This is a genomic window from Citrobacter sp. Cpo148 (assembly GCF_030332375.1).
In the GTDB taxonomy this organism is placed as follows: Bacteria; Pseudomonadota; Gammaproteobacteria; order Enterobacterales; family Enterobacteriaceae; genus Citrobacter; species Citrobacter portucalensis.
The window spans coordinates 166,775-184,570 of the sequence record NZ_JAOWHY010000047.1 but is presented as its reverse complement, the minus strand read 5'-3'; the positions used below and the strand labels follow the sequence as shown (position 1 = coordinate 184,570).

Annotated in this window: 20 protein-coding genes; 13 read left to right on the top strand and 7 right to left on the bottom strand. The window is 49.3% G+C overall.

Going from position 1 to position 17,796, the window contains the following annotated elements; translation table 11 throughout:
* The first annotated feature begins 3 nt into the window (after positions 1-3).
* The gene (flgN, locus tag OGY10_RS17980; protein ID WP_003036178.1) at positions 4-426 is read left to right on the top strand and encodes a flagella biosynthesis chaperone FlgN; all 423 of its coding nucleotides are present in this window, start codon (positions 4-6) and stop codon (positions 424-426) included.
* 85 nt (positions 427-511) lie between these two features.
* Here flgN and murJ read toward each other — a convergent pair whose 3' ends face one another.
* The 4 genes from murJ to rimJ form a co-directional block, all read right to left on the bottom strand.
* Positions 512-2,047, bottom strand: coding sequence for a murein biosynthesis integral membrane protein MurJ (gene murJ / locus OGY10_RS17975; RefSeq protein WP_003832150.1), 1,536 nt, complete (start codon positions 2,045-2,047; stop codon positions 512-514).
* 222 nt (positions 2,048-2,269) lie between these two features.
* Entirely contained in the window at positions 2,270-3,193 is a 924-nt protein-coding gene (locus tag OGY10_RS17970) for a Gfo/Idh/MocA family protein (protein ID WP_191226192.1), read from the bottom strand.
* A 1-nt stretch (position 3,194) separates the two neighbouring features.
* Positions 3,195-3,842, bottom strand: a complete 648-nt coding sequence (locus OGY10_RS17965) for a YceH family protein (RefSeq protein ID WP_020996497.1) — start codon at positions 3,840-3,842, stop codon at positions 3,195-3,197.
* A 34-nt stretch (positions 3,843-3,876) separates the two neighbouring features.
* Positions 3,877-4,461 (bottom strand): ribosomal protein S5-alanine N-acetyltransferase, encoded by a 585-nt coding sequence (rimJ, locus tag OGY10_RS17960; RefSeq protein WP_003832145.1) that lies wholly within the window; start codon positions 4,459-4,461, stop codon positions 3,877-3,879.
* Positions 4,462-4,720: 259 nt separating this feature from the next.
* Here rimJ and mdtH point away from each other — a divergent pair, with 259 nt between their 5' ends.
* The 9 genes from mdtH to OGY10_RS17915 all read left to right on the top strand — a co-directional run bounded on the left by mdtH (position 4,721) and on the right by OGY10_RS17915 (position 11,467).
* Entirely contained in the window at positions 4,721-5,929 is a 1,209-nt protein-coding gene (gene mdtH, locus OGY10_RS17955) for a multidrug efflux MFS transporter MdtH (protein WP_191226193.1), read from the top strand.
* A 114-nt stretch (positions 5,930-6,043) separates the two neighbouring features.
* Positions 6,044-6,604, top strand: a complete 561-nt coding sequence (locus OGY10_RS17950; RefSeq protein ID WP_020996498.1) for a lipoprotein — start codon at positions 6,044-6,046, stop codon at positions 6,602-6,604.
* A 105-nt stretch (positions 6,605-6,709) separates the two neighbouring features.
* Positions 6,710-7,756: a dihydroorotase gene (gene pyrC / locus OGY10_RS17945; RefSeq protein WP_008784353.1), complete on the top strand. Its 1,047-nt coding sequence runs from the start codon at positions 6,710-6,712 to the stop codon at positions 7,754-7,756.
* 65 nt (positions 7,757-7,821) lie between these two features.
* Positions 7,822-8,067: a DNA damage-inducible protein I gene (dinI, locus tag OGY10_RS17940; protein WP_003036157.1), complete on the top strand. Its 246-nt coding sequence runs from the start codon at positions 7,822-7,824 to the stop codon at positions 8,065-8,067.
* A 340-nt stretch (positions 8,068-8,407) separates the two neighbouring features.
* The gene (bssS, locus tag OGY10_RS17935; protein WP_003036154.1) at positions 8,408-8,662 is read left to right on the top strand and encodes a biofilm formation regulator BssS; all 255 of its coding nucleotides are present in this window, start codon (positions 8,408-8,410) and stop codon (positions 8,660-8,662) included.
* Between the two features lie 114 nt (positions 8,663-8,776).
* Positions 8,777-9,892: an N-methyl-L-tryptophan oxidase gene (solA, locus tag OGY10_RS17930; RefSeq protein ID WP_125363405.1), complete on the top strand. Its 1,116-nt coding sequence runs from the start codon at positions 8,777-8,779 to the stop codon at positions 9,890-9,892.
* 55 nt (positions 9,893-9,947) lie between these two features.
* Positions 9,948-10,061, top strand: a complete 114-nt coding sequence (locus OGY10_RS17925) for a YceO family protein (protein WP_003036148.1) — start codon at positions 9,948-9,950, stop codon at positions 10,059-10,061.
* Positions 10,062-10,323: 262 nt separating this feature from the next.
* Complete coding sequence (locus tag OGY10_RS17920) at positions 10,324-10,890, top strand: cytochrome b (RefSeq protein ID WP_191226194.1); 567 nt, start codon at positions 10,324-10,326, stop codon at positions 10,888-10,890.
* A gap of 1 nt (position 10,891) precedes the next feature.
* Positions 10,892-11,467: a YceI family protein gene (locus OGY10_RS17915; protein ID WP_003832130.1), complete on the top strand. Its 576-nt coding sequence runs from the start codon at positions 10,892-10,894 to the stop codon at positions 11,465-11,467.
* 45 nt (positions 11,468-11,512) lie between these two features.
* Here the strand turns inward: OGY10_RS17915 and trhO are convergent, their stop codons facing one another.
* Positions 11,513-12,565 carry an oxygen-dependent tRNA uridine(34) hydroxylase TrhO gene (gene trhO / locus OGY10_RS17910; protein WP_191226195.1) on the bottom strand — a complete coding sequence of 351 codons (1,053 nt, stop codon included), beginning with the start codon at positions 12,563-12,565 and terminating at the stop codon, positions 11,513-11,515.
* Between the two features lie 220 nt (positions 12,566-12,785).
* On the opposite strand from trhO, the gene OGY10_RS17905 reads away from it, so the two are divergent.
* Together OGY10_RS17905 and mdtG are read left to right on the top strand one after the other, a co-directional pair.
* The gene (locus OGY10_RS17905) at positions 12,786-13,706 is read left to right on the top strand and encodes a Kdo(2)-lipid IV(A) acyltransferase (protein WP_003036136.1); all 921 of its coding nucleotides are present in this window, start codon (positions 12,786-12,788) and stop codon (positions 13,704-13,706) included.
* Positions 13,707-13,861: 155 nt separating this feature from the next.
* Positions 13,862-15,082, top strand: a complete 1,221-nt coding sequence (gene mdtG / locus OGY10_RS17900; protein WP_032942948.1) for a multidrug efflux MFS transporter MdtG — start codon at positions 13,862-13,864, stop codon at positions 15,080-15,082.
* A 64-nt stretch (positions 15,083-15,146) separates the two neighbouring features.
* On the opposite strand, the gene OGY10_RS17895 is transcribed toward mdtG, so the two are convergent.
* Positions 15,147-16,478, bottom strand: a complete 1,332-nt coding sequence (locus tag OGY10_RS17895) for a sensor domain-containing diguanylate cyclase (protein ID WP_048236462.1) — start codon at positions 16,476-16,478, stop codon at positions 15,147-15,149.
* Between the two features lie 691 nt (positions 16,479-17,169).
* Between OGY10_RS17895 and OGY10_RS17890 the strand changes: the two genes are divergently transcribed.
* Positions 17,170-17,547 (top strand): MysB family protein, encoded by a 378-nt coding sequence (locus tag OGY10_RS17890; protein ID WP_008784346.1) that lies wholly within the window; start codon positions 17,170-17,172, stop codon positions 17,545-17,547.
* On the opposite strand, the gene OGY10_RS17885 is transcribed toward OGY10_RS17890, so the two are convergent.
* Positions 17,548-17,775, bottom strand: coding sequence for a YceK/YidQ family lipoprotein (locus OGY10_RS17885; protein ID WP_003832117.1), 228 nt, complete (start codon positions 17,773-17,775; stop codon positions 17,548-17,550).
* Positions 17,776-17,796 lie beyond the last annotated feature (21 nt).

Genomic DNA, 17,796 nt, shown 5'->3' with positions numbered 1-17,796 from the left:
AGTATGACTCGTTTGTCAGAAATACTTGACCAGATGACGACCGTCCTCAATGACCTGAAAACGGTAATGGATGCTGAACAGCAGCAGCTTTCCGCAGGGCATATCAACGGCAGCCAGCTACAGCGTATTACAGAAGAAAAAAGCTCCTTGCTGGCAACCCTTGATTATCTTGAGCAGCAGCGCCGCCTGGAACATGACGCCACGCGCAGCGCCAATGATGAGATTGCTGAACGCTGGCAGACTATCACCAAGAAAACACAGCATTTACGCGACCTCAACCAGCACAACGGTTGGCTGCTGGAAGGGCAGATCGAGCGTAATCAACAAGCAATACAAGTGCTGAAACCGCACCAGGAACCGGCGTTGTATGGCGCAAACGGTCAAACCTCTGCTGCGCACCGCGGCGGGAAAAAATTCTCTATTTGATGTCAGCCTGATAACGTTTTGCTTATCAGGCCTACGCCTTTTGTAGGCCGGATACGGCGTTATGCCGCCATCCGGCATTGATCCTTTACGCCGTCCGACGCACAAACTCTTTTACTTTAAAGCCCAGTACGGCGAGTGCTGCGAAGTAAGCGGCAATACCTGCCACCACGACCGCCATCAGACGCAGCAGACGCCACAACATCGTTCCCTGCGACCAATCCGGCATGATGTAGAGCATCCCAACCAGCACCGCAGACATCACCAGCACGGAAATCACCAGACGCGCCAGGAACCAGCTCCAGCCCGGTTGTGGGGTAAAGATTTTCTGTTTCCGCAGTTGCCAGTACAGCAGTGAAGCGTTCAGACATGCCGCCAGACCAATCGACAGCGACAGCCCGGCATGCTTTAACGGCCCGATAAACGCCAGGTTCATCACCTGGGTCATAATCAGCGTCACAATGGCAATCTTCACTGGCGTTTTAATATCCTGGCGCGAGTAAAAGCCCGGAGCCAACACTTTCACCACGATCAAGCCAATCAAACCTACCGAGTACGCCACCAGCGCACGCTGGGTCATCGCGGCATCAAAGGCGGTAAATTTACCGTACTGGAACAGAGACACCGTCAGCGGTTTGGCCAGAATACCCAACGCTACGGCACTCGGTAATGCCAACAGGAAACACAAGCGCAGGCCCCAGTCCATCAGGCGACAATATTCATCATGATTACCGCTGGAAAAGCTTTTGGACAGCGATGGCAGCAGGATAGTCCCCAGCGCCACGCCCAGAACACCGGACGGAAACTCCATCAGACGGTCGGCATAATACATCCATGAAACTGAGCCAGAGGCCAGAAACGAGGCGAAAATCGTATTGATGATCAGTGAAATCTGGCTGACCGATACCCCAAGGATCGCCGGGCCCATTTGCTTGACGACACGCATCGCCCCCGCATCACGGAAGTTCACGCGCGGCAGCACCAGCATGCCAATTTTCTTCAAGTGCGGAAGCTGATAAATCAGCTGTAGCACGCCGCCAACCGTAACGGCCCACGCCAGCGCCAGCACCGGCGGGTTAAAATAGGGTGCCGCAAATAGCGCGAAGCCGATCATGCTGATATTCAGAAAGGTCGGGGCAAACGCAGGAATGGAAAAGCGGTTCCAGGTATTAAGGATCGCACCAACCAGTGAGGCCAGTGAAATCAGTAGAATATAGGGAAAAGTGATCCGCAGCAGTTGAGTGGTCAGCGCAAATTTATCCGCTGTGTCGGCAAATCCCGGCGCGGTGACTAATATCACCCATGGCGCAGCCAACATCCCGGCTACCGTCACCACGGCCAGCGCCAGCGTCAACAGTCCGGAAACGTAGGCAACAAACACGCGGGTAGCATCTTCCCCCTGCTTGCTTTTGTACTCAGCAAGAATCGGCACAAATGCCTGCGAAAATGCGCCTTCGGCAAAAATTCGGCGCAACAGGTTAGGAAGTTTGAATGCCACAAAAAAGGCATCTGTCGCCATCCCTGCACCAAAGATTCTGGCGACAATCGCATCACGTGCAAAACCCAGCACACGTGAAAACATCGTCATCGAGCTGACGGCTGCCAGCGACTTTAATAAATTCATCTATGTTGTATTCCAGACTCTGAGGCAAAACCCCGACAAACCTGCCCGTAGGTCGGATAAGGCATTCTCGCCGCCATCCGACACTTTTGCTGTGCCTGATGGCGACACCCTGGCACCTTATCAGGCCGACAAACCAGCCTATGGTTGAAAAGAGGTGTTATTTTGAGTGGGCATATAGTACCTGGATTACAATGAATTACTACCGCCAGATGTTACAGGGGGTTATTCAGCCATCGCCTCCCGCCACAGCTTTTCAACAACACGCTGGGCCAGTAGCGCCTGCTCGCCTGCCGTCTGGGGAACCGTCTGATTTTGCACGCACTCAATGAAATGACGGGCACATCCGGCAAAACCACGCTGTTCTAAGGTCGTTTGCCAGCCCGCTATCGGCTTATGAACAACACCTTGCCCACGCTCTTCCCGCCATTCCCGCATATCAGTTACGTCAATCAGGCCGCCGTCCGTCACCGCCTGCACGCTCTCGCGCTGGCTACCGGCACGGCGATGCATACTGGTCGTTATCTGCATTTGACCGACAGAAAAATGATGCTCGGCGTAGAGCATCGCACCAGATTCATTGGTCAGCAGCGTGCCGTTTTTTAACTGCGCCTGCCCTCCCGCCAGCCACAAAGCGGTATCGACCACGTGCAGATAGTCGTCCAGCAGAGTGAAGCGCAGATCGTACGGCCCAACGCTATCCGTACGGTGCTTATCCATACGTACAGACGCTGCGGTGCTCAACTGGGTTTTGAGATCCTGGTACAGCGGTGCAAATCGACGGTTAAACCCGACCATCAGCGTGAGTTTTTTCCGCGCGGCCAGCTCGACCAGTTGCTCAGCCTCGTGCAGATTTTCCGCCAGCGGTTTATCCACACACACGTGAACTCCGGCATTCAGCAATTCACTGACTACCGCATAGTGCGTCGCGGTACTGGAGTGGACGAAAACCGCGTCACAGGTTTGCGCCAGATTCTTCAATGAATCCACGTAGGGTATTCGCCAGGTATCACAGATACGCTGCGCTTTATCGCGTGAAGGTGAAAATGCGCCTTGCAGCGTCCAGTCCGCGGAGGTGCCTAGCACGGGTAGCCAGGCCTTTTGTGCAATACCGCCCAAGCCGACTACGCCGATACGTAATTTTTTCACGTTAGTCTCCCAGGTGCGCCAGCAAGGAATCAAGTCGCTGCTTAAGTTCTGCGACTTCCGTTTCCAGCGCTTCCACGCGCGCCTGCAGATCACCGGAGGCTACAGGGGGTTCATCTGCCGCGGCAATGGCTTCATCAACCTCACCACAAAACAGGTGCATATAGCGACTTTCACGTTTGCCCGGCTCACGCGCCAGGCGGATCACATAAGGCCCATCTTCCCGGTTCGCCAGATTTTCCAGCGTCGACTCCACTTCGGCCATATCGCTGAATTCGTACATACGGGATGCGCGGCTACGCAGTTCACCAGGCGTCTGAGCGCCCCGCAGCAGCAGTGTGGTGATTATGGCCACCTCTGCGGCACTAAGCTTCAGATTGCCAAATTCAGAGTTGCAGAAACGCTGCTCATATTTCGTGACGCGATTGCCAAAACCGCTCACCGTGCGCAGAAAATGTCGCTTAACCAGGTTATCCAACTGCTCCTGCACGTCCGATTCCGACAGGTTCATCACCGGTTCACGATTCGTTTTTTGATTGCAGGCTGTTACGACTCCATTAACGGAGAGTGGGTACTGTTCCGGCGTGGTCACTTGTTTTTCTAATAAACAGCCAATCACTCGCGCTTCGGTGGCGGTTAATTCGTATTTCATCGTCTTCTCCATTAATCATAGCTGCATCTGAAACTTAGCGGCCGGGGGTCCATTCTGATGTGGTCAACGCCGTCAGCACGTGATCGCGCCACTGCCCGTCAATCAGCAGGTAGTCTTTGGCATACCCTTCTTTTTCAAAACCCAGTCGCGCCAGCAGGTCACCGCTGCGCTTATTATGTGGCATGTAGTTAGCCATAATGCGGTGAATATGCTGCGTGCGCTGCATATAACGGATGGCCGAGGTTAAGGCTTCATACATTAGCCCCTGCCCCTGCCATTTCTGCGCAATGGAGTAGCCGAGATAACAGGCATGGAAGGATCCCCGCACTACGTTTGAGAAGTTCGCAACGCCGATAATCTCTTTTTCGTCCGGATCGAGCAGCGCAAAATAATAGGCGGTGCCCTGTTTATGAAACTCAGAGATCATGCTCAGACGCGCCTGCCAGCCGGACGGATAGCAGTGGCTTTCATCGCGAATAGGTTCCCAGGGTTTTAAGAAATGACGATTTTCTGCGTAATAATCTGCCAGACGCCAGGCATCACGCTCATGCACTAAACGCACGACCAGGCGGTCGGTGGTTAAGCGCACTTTTGGCACGTTACTGCGATAGCCAAACATTCTATACCTACTCCTTCCCGTAACGTCTTCAATACGCTATTCGCATTACTATACCTGTGCGAATACGCCCTGTGAAAAGAGCAAAATGCCATTTTTTGAATTATTCACACATTTTGATGAAAACTCTCTATCAAGACGGACTTTTGATAAAAAAATATTGTCCCGCGAAGGGTGGGAAAAGCGATGACGACACCGCAGAATAGGAGGTGCTTATCTTTTAAACTCTATCCAGAGTGACGAGTTTTTCCCTGGAGGGGAAATGTCGCAAGTCTCGCAGGCAAGGAACCTGGGTAAATACTTCCTTCTCATCGATAATATGCTGGTCGTGCTGGGTTTCTTCGTCGTTTTCCCGCTGATCTCAATTCGTTTCGTCGACCAAATGGGCTGGGCCGCCGTGATGGTCGGTATTGCACTAGGATTACGTCAATTTATCCAGCAGGGGTTGGGTATTTTCGGCGGTGCTATTGCGGACCGTTTCGGTGCAAAACCGATGATCGTCACCGGCATGCTGATGCGCGCTGCCGGGTTCGCCACCATGGGCATTGCCCATGAGCCGTGGCTGCTGTGGTTTTCCTGCTTTCTCTCCGGACTGGGCGGTACACTATTCGATCCACCCCGCTCGGCGCTGGTGGTTAAACTGATCCGCCCGGAAAAGCGCGGGCGCTTTTTCTCTATTCTGATGATGCAGGATAGCGTCGGGGCCGTGGTTGGCGCGTTGCTTGGCAGTTGGTTATTACAATATGATTTCCGTCTTGTCTGTGCCACCGGCGCAATTTTGTTCGTTCTGTGCGCGGCGTTTAACGCCTGGCTGCTCCCGGCATGGAAGCTGTCGACGGTGAAAATTCCAGTGCGCGAAGGGATGAGCCACGTGATGCATGACAAGCGCTTTGTCACCTATGTGCTGACGCTGGCGGGCTATTACATGCTGGCGGTACAGGTGATGCTGATGCTGCCAATCATGGTGAACGACATCGCAGGTTCACCGGCCGCTGTGAAATGGATGTATGCCATCGAGGCGTGCCTCTCATTGACGCTGCTCTACCCAATTGCCCGCTGGAGTGAAAAACGTTTTCGCCTTGAACATCGTCTGATGGCCGGTCTGCTGGTGATGTCTCTGAGCATGATGCCGATCGGTCTGGTGGGGAATTTGCAGCAGTTGTTCACCCTGATCTGTACGTTCTATATTGGCTCGATCATCGCCGAACCAGCGCGTGAAACCCTTAGCGCCTCACTGGCGAATGCACGTGCCCGAGGAAGCTATATGGGCTTCAGTCGACTGGGGCTCGCTATCGGTGGCGCAATTGGATATATCGGCGGCGGCTGGCTGTTTGACATGGGCAAGGCCCTGGCACAGCCAGAGTTGCCCTGGATGATGCTCGGTATTATCGGCCTCATCACCTTCCTGGCGCTGGGCTGGCAATTCAGTCTCAAACGCCCAACGAGAGGCATGCTGGAGCCAGACGCCTGATAGCCGAACCTGCGTCCGGGCGCTTTTCAGTTTTTTCTGCTGGCGTCCGGGGCGCTGGTACTCGATGATGCTTTGTGTCACGATTACGCCACATGCATCATGTTGAGGAACCCCATGAAAAAGTTTTTTTTTGCCGCTGCACTGATTGTCAGCGGCCTGTTGGTTGGTTGTAATCAACTCACGCAATACACGGTTAGCGAGCAAGAAATTAATCAGGCCCTGGCAAAGCATAATAACTTTTCTAAAGATATCGGCTTGCCCGGCGTTGCTGAAGCACACATCGTACTAAATAATCTCGCCAGTCAGATTGGCCGTGAAGAACCCAATAAAGTGACCCTGACCGGTGACGCCAACCTGGACATGAATTCCCTGTTTGGCAGCCAGAAAGCGACCATGAAGCTGAAGTTAAAAGCCTTACCGGTATTTAACAAAGAGAAAGGCGCAATTTATCTGCAAGAGATGGAAGTCGTGGATGCGACCGTGACACCAGAAAAAATGCAGTCGGTACTGCAAACGCTGATGCCTTATTTAAACCAGTCGCTGCGTAACTATTTCAACCAGCAGCCAGCCTACATTCTGCAGGATGACAGTAGCCAGGGTGAAGCACTGGCGAAAAAACTGGCGAAGGGAATTGAGGTGAAACCGGGGGAAATCATCATCCCGTTCACCGACTAATAAAACTGAGGGCGCCGATGCGCCCTTTTTTTTCGTGCAAACGAAAACGTTTCCGCTTATCCTTTGTTTCCGGCAAAAAAGACTATCCTCAGCCGGAGCATATTAATGACTGCACCATCCCAGGTTTTAAAGATCCGCCGCCCAGACGACTGGCATCTTCACTTTCGCGATGGCGACATGTTAAAAACTGTCGTGCCCTACACCAGTGAAATTTATGGTCGCGCCATTGTCATGCCGAACCTGGCACCGCCCGTCACCACGGTTGACGCGGCTATCGCTTATCGCCAACGCATTCTTGACGCGGTACCTGCCGGACACGACTTCACACCATTAATGACCTGCTACTTAACGGATACGCTGGATCCCAACGAGCTGGAACGTGGATTTAACGAAGGCGTATTCACCGCAGCAAAACTCTATCCGGCCAATGCCACCACCAACTCGACACATGGCGTAACCTCTATTGACGCCATCATGCCGGTGCTGGAGAGGATGGAAAAATTGGGTATGCCGCTGCTGGTGCACGGCGAAGTGACGCATGCAGATATCGATATTTTCGATCGCGAAGCGCGCTTTATTGAAACAGTGATGGAACCGCTGCGCCAGCGTTTGACCTCGCTGAAAGTAGTGTTCGAGCATATCACTACCAAAGATGCTGCCGAATACGTGCGCGACGGTAACGAGCTTCTGGCAGCGACTATTACGCCACAGCACCTGATGTTTAACCGCAACCACATGCTGGTTGGCGGGATTCGTCCTCACCTGTACTGCCTGCCGATCCTCAAACGTAACGTCCACCAACAGGCGCTGCGTGAACTGGTTGCCAGCGGGTTTACGCGCGCCTTCCTCGGTACCGACTCAGCGCCGCACGCACGTCATCGCAAAGAGTCAAGCTGTGGCTGTGCTGGATGCTTTAATGCACCGACCGCACTAGGCAGCTATGCCACCGTGTTTGAAGAGATGAATGCGCTGGACCATTTCGAAGCCTTCTGCTCACTCAACGGCCCACAGTTCTATGGTTTGCCGGTAAATGAGACCTTTATTGAGCTGGAACGCATGGAGCACCTTGTTCCTGAGAGCATAGCGTTGGAAGACGATACGCTGGTGCCTTTCCTGGGTGGCGAAACGGTACGCTGGTCAGTAAAAAGCTAAAAAAAGTGTAGCCAACCGATTCGAATAACTGTATAAATAAACAGTATATTCCACAGGGGGCTACTATGCGTATTGAAGTCACTATTGCCAAAACTTCACCTTTACCTGCCGGTGCAATTGACGCACTGGCAGGTGAACTCTCCCGCCGTATTCAGCACCATTTTCCGGATAACGAAGGTAACGTTACCGTCCGTTATGCCGGCGCAAACAATCTGTCGGTTATTGGCGCGACCAAAGAGGACAAAGAGCGCATCAGCGAGATCCTACAGGAAACCTGGGAAAGCGCGGATGACTGGTTCATTAACGAATAAATAATGATATGCAGTGATGTTTGTTTGCCGGGTCGCCCCGGCTTTTTTATACACGCTATCTTGTAATCAATCGCACATTTCTTCTGACGAGCATTTAATTTAATATTAACCCACCGATTATCTTTTAACCAAAACAACAAAATAATTGTGCAACATACTAAAAAAAAATGAATAACATGTCGGTTTCTTAGTCAGATAACGCTGAAAACAAAAAATTTATGCCCTTCCCTCTTTAAATTTTCAATGAATACCCTTATTTATTGATATACTGAAGTTGCTTCAGAAAAAAACGCATTGAACCTCGAAAACCGTTGTCTAGTAACACGAATTAGGGGGCATGATGGAAAAGAATAATGAAGTCATTCAGACTCATCCGCTTGTAGGGTGGGACATCAGCACTGTTGATAGCTACGATGCGCTGATGCTGCGTTTGCACTACCAAACCCCGAACCGCCCTGACCCGGATGGGACTGAAGTTGGTCAAACGCTCTGGTTAACCACTGATGTTGCCAGGCAATTTATTTCGATATTAGAAGCAGGAATCGCCAAAATTGAATCTGGCGATTACCAGGTAAATGAGTATCAGCGACATTAAACCTGATACATCCAACCATCAAAAGGCACCTTAGCGGTGCCTTTCTTATTTCCAGGTTGAATATTCCAGGTCAGTTATTTACCCTTCTACTATCGCGATTGCAGAGAGAAGCGGATGAAATACGACTTAATCATTATTGGCAGCGGTTCGGTAGGCGCCGCAGCTGGATACTATGCCACTCGTGCCGGTCTGAAGGTTCTGATGATCGATGCGCATATGCCACCACATCAACAGGGCAGCCACCACGGCGATACTCGATTAATTCGTCATGCTTATGGCGAAGGCGAAAAATACGTTCCGCTGGTGCTACGTGCGCAAACATTGTGGGATGAACTGTCCCCCCATAATGAAGAACCGATTTTTGTTCGCTCCGGAGTTATCAACCTCGGTCCGGCAGAGTCAACCTTCTTAGCAACTGCAGCGCAAAGCGCAAAACAGTGGCAACTTAACGTTGAACAATTAGATGCAGCGGCCATCATGGCTCGCTGGCCGGAAATTCGCGTACCTGACAACTATATCGGTCTGTTTGAAGCGGAGTCCGGTTTTTTACGCAGTGAGTTAGCAATTAAAACCTGGATCCGTCTGGCGGAAGAAGCAGGCTGTGCGCAACTGTTTAAATGCCCGGTCAGCGCAATTCATCACGGTGATGATGGCATCACGGTAGAAACGGTTGACGGTGACTACCACGCGAAGAAAGCAGTGATCAGCGCCGGTACCTGGGTGCAGGCTTTAGTCCCTGAACTACCGATACAACCTGTGCGCAAAGTGTTCGCCTGGTATCAGGCCGATGGGCGCTACAGCGTTAAGAATAACTTCCCGGCCTTCACCGGCGAACTGCCAAATGGCGATCAATACTACGGTTTCCCGGCTGAAAACGACGAGCTGAAAATTGGTAAGCACAATGGCGGACAGGTAATTCACTCTGCAGAAGAGCGTAAGCCATTTGCCGCTGTAGCCAGCGACGGTTCTGAAGCCTTCCCATTCCTGCGCACAATTCTGCCTGGCGTTGGCTGTTGCCTGCACGGCGCATCCTGCACTTACGATAATTCTCCGGATGAGGACTTTATCATTGATACTCTGCCGGAACATGACAACACGCTGATCATTACCGGACTGAGCGGACATGGCTTTAAGTTTGCCTCTGTACTGGGAGAGATTGCGGCAGACTTCGCTCAGGACAAACCGTCTGAATTTGACCTGACCCCCTTCAGGCTAAGCCGTTTTAAGTGATAATAAATGAATGGCCTCGTTGGTGAGGCCATTTTTAATGACAGGAATAACGTCAATGCGCCGTATCTTTCACTATCTGGTTAATAATATTCGCGAGCACCTTATGCTCTACATTATTTTATGGTCGCTGCTGGCCATTATGGATGTAATATATATTATGTTTTTCTAATTCCTGCGCGCTGACAATAGTTGACAAAAATTGAGATTAGCTTAATTTTCATTGCAATAAACTGAACAATAACAAAAACCATAACATCCCATAAACTAAGCCCCACCACATATTTTCGCACTAATCCCTTGATGATTATCTCAACAATCAATCAACTTTATTGAACAAAAAATAAATATCATCACTATTGTTATTTATTAGTTGCATTAATGTCTTTTACACGCCATTTTCATTCACTTCTGAAATATCAATCGGTGTGCTTATGCAATTCAATAATACTCCACAGCGCTATGGTGTAGTGTCAGCCACATTACATTGGCTGGTTGCGATTGCTGTATATGGCATGTTTGCGTTGGGGTTATGGATGGTCACGCTTAGCTACTATGATGGCTGGTATCACCAGGCCCCCGAACTGCATAAAAGCATCGGCATCCTACTCATGATGGGACTGGTTATCCGCGTTATCTGTCGGTTGTTCTCCCCTCCGCCTGCTGCGTTGGCAAGCTACTCCCGTTTAACCCGTATCGCTGCGGCAATGGGTCACCTCGCACTTTATTTGCTGCTCTTTTCAATAGTCATCAGCGGATATCTGATTTCCACCGCAGATGGCAAAGCGATAAGCGTCTTTGGCTGGTTCGACATTCCCGCCACCCTGGCCAATGCGGGTACCCAGGCCGACCTCGCCGGTAGCTTGCACCTGTGGCTTGCGTGGACCGTGGTGATTTTATCCCTACTACACGGACTGATGGCCCTGAAACATCACTTTATTGATAACGACGATACCCTCAATCGCATGTTGGGAAAATCGTCATCTGACTATGGAGCTTAAAATGAAAAAAAACCTGCTGGGACTTACACTCGCTTCTCTGTTATTCACTACCGGGTCGGCCGTGGCGGCAGATTACAAAATTGACAAGGAAGGACAGCATGCCTTTGTTAATTTCCGTATTCAGCATCTGGGTTACAGCTGGCTGTACGGCACTTTCAAAGATTTCGACGGTACGTTTACCTTTGATGAGAAAAATCCCGCAGCCGATAAGGTTAACGTAACCATCAACACCAACAGCGTTGACACTAATCACGCCGAACGCGACAAGCATCTGCGCAGTGCAGATTTCCTTAACGTGGCAAAATTCCCGCAGGCGACCTTCAGCTCCACCAGCGTGAAAAAAGAGGGAAATGACCTGGATATCACCGGTAATTTGACCCTGAACGGCGTTACCAAACCGGTTACGCTGGACGCGAAGCTCATCGGTCAGGGTGGCGATCCCTGGGGCGGTACGCGCGCTGGTTTTGAAGCGCAAGGTAAGATTAAGCTGAAGGATTTCAACATCACCACCGATCTCGGCCCTGCATCGCAGGAAGTCGATTTGATCATCTCAGTGGAAGGTGTTCAGCAGAAGTAACGCATGAATTACCGGATGAGGTACTACCCCTCATCCGGCATCATGTTATTGCGCAGGGTCTGGAATACCCAGTTTGGTATTCAGGTGACCGCGTGATTTATTGAAGATTTTATTGCCATTTTCACGCCCCGCACGACGACGCCGTTGTTCCTCTTCCGGCAACTCACTCTCTTCGCTACACAGCTCGCTACAGCAGCCTTTATATTTCTGCGCACAAGCCGGGCACTGAATAAACAACAGATGGCAGCCATCATTTTTGCAATTAGTATGGCTATCGCACGCCGTGCCGCACTGATGGCAATGCGCGATAACATCTTCAGAGATCCTTTCGCCCATACGCTCATCAAAGACAAAGTTTTTACCGACAAAACGTACCGGGAGTCCCTGTTCACGCGCCTTGCGGGCATACTCAATAATACCGCCCTCAATGTGCCAGACTTTGCTAAATCCATTGTGTTTCATCCAGGCGCTGGCTTTCTCACAGCGGATCCCACCCGTGCAGTACATCACGATTTTTTTATCTTTATGCGCCTGCATCATTTCAACAGCTTTCGGCAACTGGTCGCGGAACGTGTCTGCCGGTATCTCCAGCGCATTCTCGAAATGACCCACCTCATATTCATAGTGGTTGCGCATATCAATGAATACCGCTTCAGGATCGTCCAGCATGGCGTTCACTTCTGCTGCCTTGAGATAATCCCCCACGTTGCTGGCGTCAAAGTCTGGATCGTCAATACCATCCGCCACGATACGTTCGCGGACTTTCATACGCAGTACCCAGAACGATTTACCGTCATCATCCAGCGCAATATTCAGACGTAAATCCTTCAATGCAGCATCAAACGCATAGAGCTGCTGGCGAAATGCCTCGACGTTGCTTCGCGGTACGCTGATTTGCGCGTTAATTCCTTCATGGGCAAGATATACTCGCCCGAAGACGTTCAATGCGGTGAACATCTGGTACAGCGCATCACGCGTGTGCTGAGGATTGGCAATGGTGACATATTTATAGAATGAGATCGTCGTGCGCGGCTCAGTCTCGGCCAGCATTTTGGCTTTGAGGGCGTCGTTCGAAATGCGGTTGTGTAACACTGGCATGGTGTACGTATCCTGCAAATAAGGAATAAATGAAAATCGGCGGCATAATAAAGCAAACATCGCCAATTTACATCCACACATTTTACGCTACATTTCATACTTCACGATAAAATCGCAACAACAATTGCGGAATTAATCACCGTTCTCTCGTCACAAATTTTTGATACGCGCGAAAAAATGCGACAATACAGGGAATTGGTCGTTTGAAGACAGGATAGACATGACGAATTTACCCAAGTTTTCGGCTGCGTTACTGCATCCACGTTATTGGTTAACCTGGCTGGGTATTGGCATCCTTTGGTTAATCGTGCAGTTACCCTACCCCATCCTCTTTAAGTTGGGCTGTGCGTTAGGTCGACTAGCGCTACGTTTGATGAAACGTCGGGCAAAAATTGTTTCCCGAAATCTGGAACTGTGCTTCCCGCAGATGAGTGAGCAGGAACGCCAGCAGATGGTCGTCAAGAACTTCGAATCCGTAGGTATGGGCGTAATGGAAACCGGGATGGCCTGGTTTTGGTCCGATAAGCGTATTTCGCGCTGGACGGAAGTGATCGGAATGGAACATATCCGTGACGTTCAGGCGCAAAAACGCGGGATTCTGTTAGTGGGTCTGCATTTTCTGACTCTGGAACTGGGTGCGCGCCAGTTTGGCTTGCAGGAGCCGGGTATTGGTGTGTATCGGCCTAACGACAATCCGCTGCTGGACTGGCTACAAACCTGGGGCCGCATGCGCTCGAATAAATCAATGCTCGATCGTAAAGACCTGAAAGGGATGATTAAAGCCTTGAAAAAGGGCGAAGTGGTCTGGTACGCGCCGGATCATGATTACGGCCCTCGCGCCAGCGTGTTTGTACCACTTTTTGCCGTTGAACAAGCCGCAACAACCTCAGGGACCTGGATGCTTTCGCGCATGTCCAATGCCTGCCTGGTACCGTTTGTTCCCCGCCGCAAACCTGACGGTAAAGGGTATCAATTGATTATGTTGCCTCCAGAATGTTCACCACCGTTGGACGACGCAGAGACTACAGCTGCGTGGATGAACAAAATTGTTGAGCAATGCATCATGATGGCGCCAGAGCAGTATATGTGGTTGCATCGTCGCTTCAAGACACGTCCTGAAGGCTCCCCTTCTCTGTACTGACGCAGAGTTGCAGCCCAGTGGGCTGCAACCCGCTCCCTACCCGTTTTAGGTTTAACTGCTATCCGCATTGCAGCAACTATCAACCAGGCGCATAATTAGCCTGCTTACTTATATTCAATCGATAGCGCAAACAGCGCATCACACTGCGGATCGCTATGTCACCCTCAGATGCCCCCATAAACTGGAAACGCAACCTCACCGTTGCCTGGTTAGGTTGTTTTTTAACCGGAGCAGCATTTAGCCTGGTCATGCCCTTTTTGCCTCTTTACGTCGAGAGTCTCGGCGTCACGGGTCATAGCGCCCTGAATATGTGGTCAGGCCTGGTCTTCAGCATCACCTTTCTCTTTTCAGCCATTGCCTCTCCTTTCTGGGGTGGTCTTGCCGATCGCAAAGGACGAAAAATCATGCTGCTGCGTTCCGCGTTGGGCATGGCAATTGTGATGCTGCTGATGGGACTGGCGCAAAATATCTGGCAGTTCTTAATCCTGCGCGCCTTGTTAGGGCTGCTTGGTGGATTCATCCCCAATGCGAATGCACTGATCGCCACCCAGGTTCCACGCAATAAAAGCGGCTGGGCACTGGGAACGCTTTCAACCGGTGGCGTTAGTGGCGCACTGCTCGGGCCGCTAGCTGGCGGGCTGCTCGCGGATCAGTACGGATTACGCCCGGTATTTTTCATCACCGCCAGCGTGCTGCTGGTGTGCTTCATCCTGACGCTATTTTTTATCCGCGAGCGTTTCCAGCCGGTGAGCAAGAAGGAGATGCTGCACATTCGTGAAGTCGTGGCCTCTTTAAAGAACCCCAAACTGGTGCTGAGCCTGTTTATCACCACTTTGATCATTCAGGTAGCCACCGGTTCTATCGCGCCAATACTGACTCTGTACGTTCGAGAGTTGGCTGGCAACGTCAGCAATATTGCGTTTATCAGTGGGATGATAGCCTCTGTCCCCGGCGTTGCGGCATTAATCAGCGCCCCGAAACTTGGCAAATTAGGCGATCGAATTGGCCCGGAGAAGATCCTGATCGTCGCGCTGATCGTTTCTGTGTTACTGCTTATTCCGATGTCATTTGTCCATACGCCCTGGCAGCTTGGTGTTCTGCGCTTTTTATTGGGTGCGGCCGACGGCGCTCTGCTCCCGGCGGTACAAACGCTGCTGGTTTACAACTCGACCAATCAAATAGCTGGACGTATTTTCAGTTATAACCAGTCATTTCGCGATATCGGTAACGTAACAGGACCTCTAATGGGGGCAGCGATATCCGCCAACTACGGTTTTCGTGCCGTTTTCTGTGTGACCGCGGGCGTCGTACTGTTTAACGCCCTGTACTCGTGGAATAGCCTGCGCCGTCGTCGGAGTACAGAGGTCGTGGGATGATTTGTGTATTTGTATTCGCCGGTTCGGAATAATAAACTTATCTTACACGGCATATATTTCAACCTTAATGATAATAGTAACACACCTTATTTCTGCCAGAATTTTTGGCTTCATACAATGCGGCATCGGCGTATGAAACAACTTTATCCGCTGATTCATCATCAATCTTGCTGCAATATACACCGATACTTATCGTCATTTTTTCTTTTAACTCATAAGAATTTGGTATTGTCGTACCGTTCTCTACATTTCGCCTAATTCGCTCTGCAACAACAATTGCCTCATCTTTATCGTTACACTTAAGAAGGATCGCAAATTCTTCGCCGCCTACTCTGGCAAAAATATCCGTATCTCTGATTGATTTATTGACAATGTCGACAATGCTGATTATCACTCTGTCACCTTCCTGATGACCGTAAGTATCATTAATCCGTTTGAATTTATCAATATCCAGAACCATTACACATACTGTGCCTTTTGCTAATGATGATTTTAATGACTTATAGAATAGTTTACGATTATATATTTTAGTCATTGCGTCTTTAATAGCTGAATCCGTTTCTTTTTTTAAGATGATGAAGGTGTTGTACATCAGTATTGAGATTATACACAGGGCACTTATCACCTCAATCCCCCGGCTTACATACCAAATATACATGCTATATTCATCCAGGCTCAGAAGTAGTACATTGGTCAATATTGCCGAGCAACACAGTAGCCCTATACTTTTCCACAAGATGTTATGCGTTCTGGTTTTAATGATTAAATACAACAGGACCAGTCCCCAGGATACAATAAGCGAATAAATGTACCCAATATGCCAGTGCACGGTGACATTATCAGGCTTCAGGCTTGTGATCTCGAGTGTAAAATTAGGGTTGTAACTGGCCAGAGCGTGCGCCACCACCGCGATAACAAGCATGATTAAAAAAGACAGAACGATATAGCAAGGTTCTCTTTCTTTGGTTTCAATAACTGTCGAGGATACTTTATAAGATTTTAATGAAACAAATAGCAGAGCGATGAAACTAATCTGCCGAAAGTAATAGAATATGGCTATATCGTTAGTTCTTTTTTCGATTGAGGCATAATCATTAATCAAGTCCTGAACGATGTAGATAGTCTCGATGAAAAATATGTTATTCCCAAGAAACGCCATACCTAATATCATAAGGCAGGTGAGATCTTTTCTACAAAGATACTGGAATAACATAAACAGGAAGATTATCCCATATAAAAAGAATAACCCTACAATTATAATCAGATATACTGTTTGCGGCACACTTTGTATCGTTAATTTAAATTGTGTAAGACACACTCCACCAAGAACATAGCTAGCCAAACAGATTATATAGAAAGCCATTAACCTTCTATTATTTGAATTGCCGTTATCCATAACAACCTTAAAGGCTCTCTTAATTTTGCATTTTATATAATAAAGCATAAGATTTTGCAAACTATTATATCTGCACAGATTCAATGACACTAATTCATTTCTTATTTAATGGTTTCTTATAGATTTATAACCTTTGTCATTAATAACATTTTATTATGTATACTATTTTAGTATCACCCACACCATTCACAGCCCCCATACACAAAAGATACTTTGTCACTACCAGAGACACCACTAAGTTTAGCCACTTTCATTGATTGCACCTGCGACACTTCCGTATTGGGCATTAATTTTCTTCTTTGTTTTTATTAAGTTATGAAATATTACGTCATAAGCGATCGGATTCCCTCTCTAAAACACATAAAAAATAACGTTCAACCCTGAAGATTTCCTTATATAACGTCATTTTTTAATTTTTTGATTTTCATTACTACATTGCAAATCACATACATTACTATTTTTTCTTGAATTTTTTTCCTGATATTACGTCGGCTTCAGTATCTGCCAATGTAAATTTTTCATAAACAACCGAAGTTACTTTCCCCCAGTCTCGTAGGCATTGCAGGCAGTAATCATCTGATTGAGTGAGCCATGCAGCTAACGGGTTTGACGCTCTGCGGATCGCCGTCTATAGATTGAATCATCCCCCTTTATTGTTCGCCTTAGGAGAAGAAATATGGCAAAGAATGACATGAATTTTTATGCCACGTTGGAAGAGGCTATTGATGCAGCTCGTGAAGTGTTTCTGGCTGATAACCCTGACCTTGAGTCAGACGACGCCAGCGTTCAACAGCTAAGCGTCCAAAAATACGTGCTACAGGATGGCGACATTATGTGGCAGGCGGAATTCTTTGCTGACGAGGATGATGTAGATGGTGAATGTCTTCCAATCCTGAGCGGAGAAGCGGCCCAGAGCGTTTTTGATGGCGACTATGATGAAATTGAAATCCGCCAGGAGTGGCAGGAAGAAAATACGCTTCACGAATGGGATGAAGGTGAATTCCAGCTGGAACCTCCCCTTGATACTGAAGAGGGACAGACCGCAGCCGATGAATGGGATGAGCGATAATTACTCGTAAGGTCCATGATGTATGTCGAGCGGCAGCAGCAACGTATCAAACACTAGCGAAAATGGCAGATCGAGGATAGTGACGTAGCGCCATGCGGAGTCCCTAACATCCCATTGCACGCCAGGATAGTATTGGTTTCCGTGTCCTTGCCCTGGGATGGTACGACTAATAATGCTGCCGCATCCGCTCAGGAAGAAGATCATTATTCCTACAGCCAATATTCGCACCTGCTACCTCACGACTCATTC

What these genes read in the sequence shown, in the direction of transcription:
- trhO (WP_191226195.1), bottom strand. Translation starts at nt 12,565, where the DNA reads ATGCCAGTGTTACACAACCGCATTTCGAACGACGCCCTCAAAGCCAAA.
- OGY10_RS17950 (WP_020996498.1), top strand. Translation starts at nt 6,044, where the DNA reads ATGAAAAAGTTTTTTTTTGCCGCTGCACTGATTGTCAGCGGCCTGTTG.
- murJ (WP_003832150.1), bottom strand. Translation starts at nt 2,047, where the DNA reads ATGAATTTATTAAAGTCGCTGGCAGCCGTCAGCTCGATGACGATGTTT.
- OGY10_RS17890 (WP_008784346.1), top strand. Translation starts at nt 17,170, where the DNA reads ATGAATTTTTATGCCACGTTGGAAGAGGCTATTGATGCAGCTCGTGAA.
- dinI (WP_003036157.1), top strand. Translation starts at nt 7,822, where the DNA reads ATGCGTATTGAAGTCACTATTGCCAAAACTTCACCTTTACCTGCCGGT.
- flgN (WP_003036178.1), top strand. Translation starts at nt 4, where the DNA reads ATGACTCGTTTGTCAGAAATACTTGACCAGATGACGACCGTCCTCAAT.
- pyrC (WP_008784353.1), top strand. Translation starts at nt 6,710, where the DNA reads ATGACTGCACCATCCCAGGTTTTAAAGATCCGCCGCCCAGACGACTGG.
- OGY10_RS17965 (WP_020996497.1), bottom strand. Translation starts at nt 3,842, where the DNA reads ATGAAATACGAATTAACCGCCACCGAAGCGCGAGTGATTGGCTGTTTA.
- OGY10_RS17920 (WP_191226194.1), top strand. Translation starts at nt 10,324, where the DNA reads ATGCAATTCAATAATACTCCACAGCGCTATGGTGTAGTGTCAGCCACA.
- bssS (WP_003036154.1), top strand. Translation starts at nt 8,408, where the DNA reads ATGGAAAAGAATAATGAAGTCATTCAGACTCATCCGCTTGTAGGGTGG.
- mdtG (WP_032942948.1), top strand. Translation starts at nt 13,862, where the DNA reads ATGTCACCCTCAGATGCCCCCATAAACTGGAAACGCAACCTCACCGTT.
- rimJ (WP_003832145.1), bottom strand. Translation starts at nt 4,461, where the DNA reads ATGTTTGGCTATCGCAGTAACGTGCCAAAAGTGCGCTTAACCACCGAC.
- OGY10_RS17915 (WP_003832130.1), top strand. Translation starts at nt 10,892, where the DNA reads ATGAAAAAAAACCTGCTGGGACTTACACTCGCTTCTCTGTTATTCACT.
- OGY10_RS17905 (WP_003036136.1), top strand. Translation starts at nt 12,786, where the DNA reads ATGACGAATTTACCCAAGTTTTCGGCTGCGTTACTGCATCCACGTTAT.
- OGY10_RS17925 (WP_003036148.1), top strand. Translation starts at nt 9,948, where the DNA reads ATGCGCCGTATCTTTCACTATCTGGTTAATAATATTCGCGAGCACCTT.
- solA (WP_125363405.1), top strand. Translation starts at nt 8,777, where the DNA reads ATGAAATACGACTTAATCATTATTGGCAGCGGTTCGGTAGGCGCCGCA.
- mdtH (WP_191226193.1), top strand. Translation starts at nt 4,721, where the DNA reads ATGTCGCAAGTCTCGCAGGCAAGGAACCTGGGTAAATACTTCCTTCTC.
- OGY10_RS17895 (WP_048236462.1), bottom strand. Translation starts at nt 16,478, where the DNA reads ATGGATAACGGCAATTCAAATAATAGAAGGTTAATGGCTTTCTATATA.